The organism is Halomonas sp. (assembly GCF_031581305.1).
In the GTDB taxonomy this organism is placed as follows: Bacteria; Pseudomonadota; Gammaproteobacteria; order Pseudomonadales; family Halomonadaceae; genus Halomonas.
The window spans coordinates 1-4,710 of sequence record NZ_JAVLBC010000189.1 but is presented as its reverse complement, the minus strand read 5'-3'; the positions used below and the strand labels follow the sequence as shown (position 1 = coordinate 4,710).

Genomic DNA, 4,710 nt, shown 5'->3' with positions numbered 1-4,710 from the left:
CGTCTCGGGCCGGAAATCATCCAGCCAGCTCTCCTTGATGGGCGGCTTTTCGCCCTGCACGGCCGCACGAATGCCCTCGGCCAGGCGCTCCTCGTCGTGAGAGACGACACAGCTCGCTAACTCGCCCTTGAGGATCTCGCGGATCCCCCCGGGACAGTCCACGCTGAGCACCGGCGTACCACAGGCCAGTGCCTCGAAGAGCACGATGCCCATGCCCTCGAAGCGCGAGCTGAGCACGAACAGCCGGGCATGATGCAACCACGGGTAGGGATTGGCACGCTGCCCGACAAAGCGCACGCGTCCGCTGATTCCTAGCTCCCTCGCCAGGGTGTCGAGCCGGCCATGTTCCTGGCCATCACCCACCAGCACCAGCGGGAGAGCAATACCGGAACGGGCATAGGCACGCAGCAGCAGGGCCTGATCCTTGGCCGGCACCATGCGCGCCACGTTGACGATATAGGGCTCCTCAGGCAAATCAGGTTCGGCCTCCAGCATCTGCCGGCGAATGCTCTCGACCGGACAGGGGTTGACGATCACCTCGAGCGTGGCCGGCTGGAAGTGCCATGCCTTCATGGCCTTCCGTACGCTCTCGGCCACCCCCTCGGTCACGGTCACCAGGTGTCGTCCCTGATAGAGACAACGTGCGAACAGCCGCAGACGCCAGCTGGTCTCCTGCACATGCAGGATATTCTCCAGCACATAGCGGGCCCGGTCGTCCCGGAAGGTCCATACCAGTTCGAACGTGCCGACTCCACGGAAGACGATACGACCCACCCGACCATGACGCCGCTCGAAGGCCCTGAGCCAGAAGTGGAATACCACGCCCCCCATGATGCCGGTACCGAGGAACAGCGAGCGCTTCACGATCGGATTCAGGAACAGGCGCACCAGCAGTTCCAGTACCAGGCCTGCCCCGGTCAGCCGTGTCCACCAGCGCAGCGCGAGATGGTGCTGCTGCACCTCCGGGTGCTGCGGGGCCAGCGGGCTGTCAACCTGCCGCAGGCTAAGCAGATGGCTCTCATGGCCAGCCTCGGCGAAGGCATCCGCGAGGTTCACCGCCACCCGCTCCATGCCCCCCATCTTGAGCGAACGAACCACCGTGAGCGTTCTCATTTGACACTCGCTTGACGCGTGGCGCCACTGGTCTGCAAGCGCCAATAGTGAGTCACCAGGCCACCCACCACCAGGTTGTGTGCATAGACCCCCGTCCAGAAGGCGTTATAGGCCTCGAACTGGTTGACCACCATCCAGTAGCAGAAGAAACCTGCACCAAAGAGTGCCATGTCGCCGGGCATTATGCCGGCCCGCCACGACCGCCAGGTTGCCGATCCGATCCACAGGGCCAACAAGGCGATGACGGTCACCCCCAACAGGCCATAGGCAACCCAGACTTCAAGAAAGTAGTTGTGCAGGTGGCCGAAGGTTTGCCGGATTTCTTCGGGTAGCCAGGGGGTATGCTCCATCACCAGGCCGCGACCCTCGCCGCCCCAGCCGACAAGGGGGCGCTCCTCTATCCACTCCAGTGCGGCGCGCCAGGAATGGATGCGAATGCCGATACTGGTGTAGGGCAGTGCTTCAACCTTGCCTTCGAGCAGCATGCCCATCACTCGGGATTCCTGACCCACTCGCTCGAGCAGGAGGGTCTTCATCGCCGTAGCAGAGCCGAGCGCCACCAGCAGCAGCACCAGTCCTGCCGCGAGGACGCGGCGATTCATCGAGCCTCCCCGAGCTCTCCTCACCAGCCACCAGCCGAGAAACACCAGGGGCAACGCGATGACCAGGGCCAACCAGACCGCCCGCGTCTGGCCGATCAGCACCGCGATGGTGGCAAGCGCCAACGCCAGACACCAGCCGACGGCACGCCATGCACGCCAGCGGCCGGGGGATAACAGGCGCGGGGCAAAGATCACCAAGCCCAGCAACAGAATGCCGAACAGCATCGCACCATGCTGGAAGTTTCGAACCCCGAAACCGACCCGCTGGCCCTGGAGGCCACGAAGCCATTCCTGCACGCCGTCCCCTTGAACAAAGCTGGCAAGCATCAACCCCACCAGCGCCAGGGCCCACATCAGAAAGGTATTGCGCGTGCTACCGCCCAACCACCAGGCCACCGCGATGAAGATGAACAGCTTGGCGAGACGGTCGATCTGAGGATTCTCGGCAACCCACTCGGGGTGATGGAAATACCCCAGCGACCAGGACAGCACCTGTACCGCCACCGCCGCCGCCAGCAGCCAGGTGGCAGCGCCATGGCGAATGCCACGGCCATAAGCCAGGACCATCACCAGACCCAGCAGCGCCATGAGCGTCTCTGCCGCGCCTCCCGGCGCAGGCCAGAGAACGCGAAGGAAGGCATAGAGCAGCAGGGCAGACACCCCCATACCCCAGATCAGGCGCGGGCAAGACCAGCCCATCGGAGACTGCCAGACGAGTTGCCGATTCACGATGTTCCATCACCTCAGGCAAGCAAAGCGTAGTACTGTACCGAAGCCGCCCGGACACGTATATCGCGTCGGCCCCCAGGGTCACCTCGATCACCCGACCCGCCTTCCTCGTCGCCGCATTACCGAGCGCTTCCTGACCCTCTGGAGCCGACCCGAAGTCCGCCTGCCGAAACAGAGCGACCAGGCAACCCGTGCCCACCGTGTGCCACGCTTCTATATGTGGAAGCTCGACATGAGAGCTCGCCGATACCGCAACGCTGCTAGACTTGAACGAGCCACCTGATGGCAGGATCCGATCCTCGCGGGGAAACGCCGTGTTGGTAGGCAGTCGATCCATCGGCGAATCCGGTCCAGGCGCGAAAAGCCGCATGCCTTCAGCGAACGCGCCGACAACCACGCGAAAGCACTGGCTCAGAATGTCGAAGCCTCCGACAAGGGGATCCAGGAACATCGCCAATACAAGGACCTCCGGGGCTGACACGATCAGGGCTGATGGGTGCCATGAAGGCATGGCCGGTCAGGGGCATCAGCCTATCAAGGAGGAGTCACCCGCATGCCGCCACCCCACCACCACAATGGAACCGACGGCGATCTCCCGTTGTCCTGGAAAGCCGTGCCAAGGCCCTGTTTGTGCACCACCCGGAGCCGATCTTTGAGCTGGATCCCGAAGGCCGCTTCCGGCACTCCAACGTGGCGGGGGCAAACCTCGCCGGCCTGAACGAGAACGAAGGCCAGGGCATGCACTTTACCCGGTTCGTGCTGCCGCAGGATCGCCAAGAAGTGGAAAGGCATTTTCAGCTGGCCCTGAACGGCCGCCACACCGGCTGTATGGCACATATCCGTAACCTGGCGAGCGAGGAATACCACGTCACGCTCCACATGCTGCCCATCACCAGCAAACGCAACACGCTGGGGGTGTATGTACTGGTCAATCCCTCCATCAACCACACCGACCTGAGCGGTTCGCTGGCCGCTCAGCGACTGCTCGACGCCATCCCCCTGGGCGCCGCGGTGCTGGCTGTGGGCAGCGAGACGCACTCGGTGGTGATGGCCAACCGGGCGCTGGGGGAGCTGCTCGACATGCCACTGGAGGTCATCCTGGGCCACCCGCTGCCTTCGCTGCAAGAGAGCGAGAGCGTTGCCGTGTGCCGGCTGCAACAGGCCCTGGCCACCCGCCAGCCAGCCCGCGAGAGCCTGAGCATCTCCCGCCGTGGCGGCCGTTCCCTCGGCATGCTGCTCCACCTGGAACCCATCGAGGCGCCCGGCGACGCGTCAGACTCGGCCTGTATGCTGGCCCTGCACATACCGCAGTATGGCCACAGGAGGAGCCCCCCTGACGGCTGAACTGACCCCATGGCAACGGACATCTCGGCAAGCTGCGTTGCGCGACACGCCCGTCCTCGAGTGCAAACGGCCAACAGCCAATGAAAGCAGCTGTAGCGTCAGGGGGGTTAGAGCTTCGGCCTGACCAACGCATGTCTGGAACATCTTCAGCCACCCCAAGAAGAGTGGGTTCCATCGACGCCAGCGGCCGGCAGGGATGACGGCCGCTGGATCTTCAGGCCAAGTGGGAAGGGGAGCGCCTGCCCCCGATCCTCCCATCAAGAAAAACAGGCCGCCGATCATGGATCGGCGGCCTGTTAGTGTGGCTCAGCGCGGGCCTGAAGGGCCTGACGCTAACAGCGGCTTACTTGGCCTTGGGAGCCGCTTCCTTGACGGCCTTGGTGGCGGTCTCGGTGGCTTCCTTGGCGCTTTCCTGGGCCTGCTTGACACTGCCCTCGGTCAGCTTCTGGCTTTCCTGAACGAACTCTTGCTGCAGGGCCACAACCTTTTCGGCATCGCCCTTCATGCGCTCGGTCAGCTCGCTGGCGACCTTTTGCTGGCCTTCCATGTAATTCTTGAGGCCTTCCGCGTCCTTGACTTCCATCAGGCTGCGCAGCTGCGCCATGCTGGTGTCGGTATAGGCTTTGGTGGCCTCGAGCTGGGCATTGACCAGCTTCTCGGTGACGTCGACGGAGAGGGCAGCGTAGGCACGCGCCGGAGCGAAGAACATCGACTCGAGCTGAGCGGTGTCAAACTGCTTGGGGTCGAATGCGAATGCGTTGGTCATGATGGGAACCTCCGGGGTTCTGAATGCGATGGAACGGGAGATTCCCGCTCTGCTGCAGTGCACAATAGCAGAGAGGTTTGTGCAGTGCAATATACGAAGCAGGGCAAGGGGCAAGGGGCAAGGGGCAAGGGGCAAGGGGCAAGGGGCAAGGGGCAA

General features: G+C 63.6%; 4 protein-coding genes. 1 reads left to right on the top strand and 3 read right to left on the bottom strand.

Going from position 1 to position 4,710, the window contains the following annotated elements; genetic code table 11:
* Together RI841_RS13540 and RI841_RS13535 are read right to left on the bottom strand one after the other, a co-directional pair.
* The coding region (locus tag RI841_RS13540) for a glycosyltransferase (protein WP_310706159.1) at positions 1–1,113 on the bottom strand (1,113 nt) is incomplete at its 3' end.
* Entirely contained in the window at positions 1,110–2,444 is a 1,335-nt protein-coding gene (locus tag RI841_RS13535) for an O-antigen ligase family protein (protein ID WP_310706158.1), read from the bottom strand. The genes RI841_RS13540 and RI841_RS13535, both read right to left, overlap by 4 nt.
* Positions 2,445–2,936: 492 nt before the next feature.
* Here RI841_RS13535 and RI841_RS13530 point away from each other — a divergent pair, with 492 nt between their 5' ends.
* Positions 2,937–3,788 carry a PAS domain-containing protein gene (locus RI841_RS13530; RefSeq protein WP_310706156.1) on the top strand — a complete coding sequence of 284 codons (852 nt, stop codon included), beginning with the start codon at positions 2,937–2,939 and terminating at the stop codon, positions 3,786–3,788.
* 343 nt (positions 3,789–4,131) lie between these two features.
* Here the strand turns inward: RI841_RS13530 and RI841_RS13525 are convergent, their stop codons facing one another.
* Positions 4,132–4,554, bottom strand: a complete 423-nt coding sequence (locus tag RI841_RS13525; RefSeq protein ID WP_310706155.1) for a phasin family protein — start codon at positions 4,552–4,554, stop codon at positions 4,132–4,134.
* Between the last annotated feature and the right edge of the window lie 156 nt (positions 4,555–4,710).

Excerpts from the sequence above, each read along its gene's own strand:
- RI841_RS13530 (WP_310706156.1), top strand. The coding sequence starts at position 2,937 with ATGGGTGCCATGAAGGCATGGCCGGTCAGGGGCATCAGCCTATCAAGG.
- RI841_RS13525 (WP_310706155.1), bottom strand. The coding sequence starts at position 4,554 with ATGACCAACGCATTCGCATTCGACCCCAAGCAGTTTGACACCGCTCAG.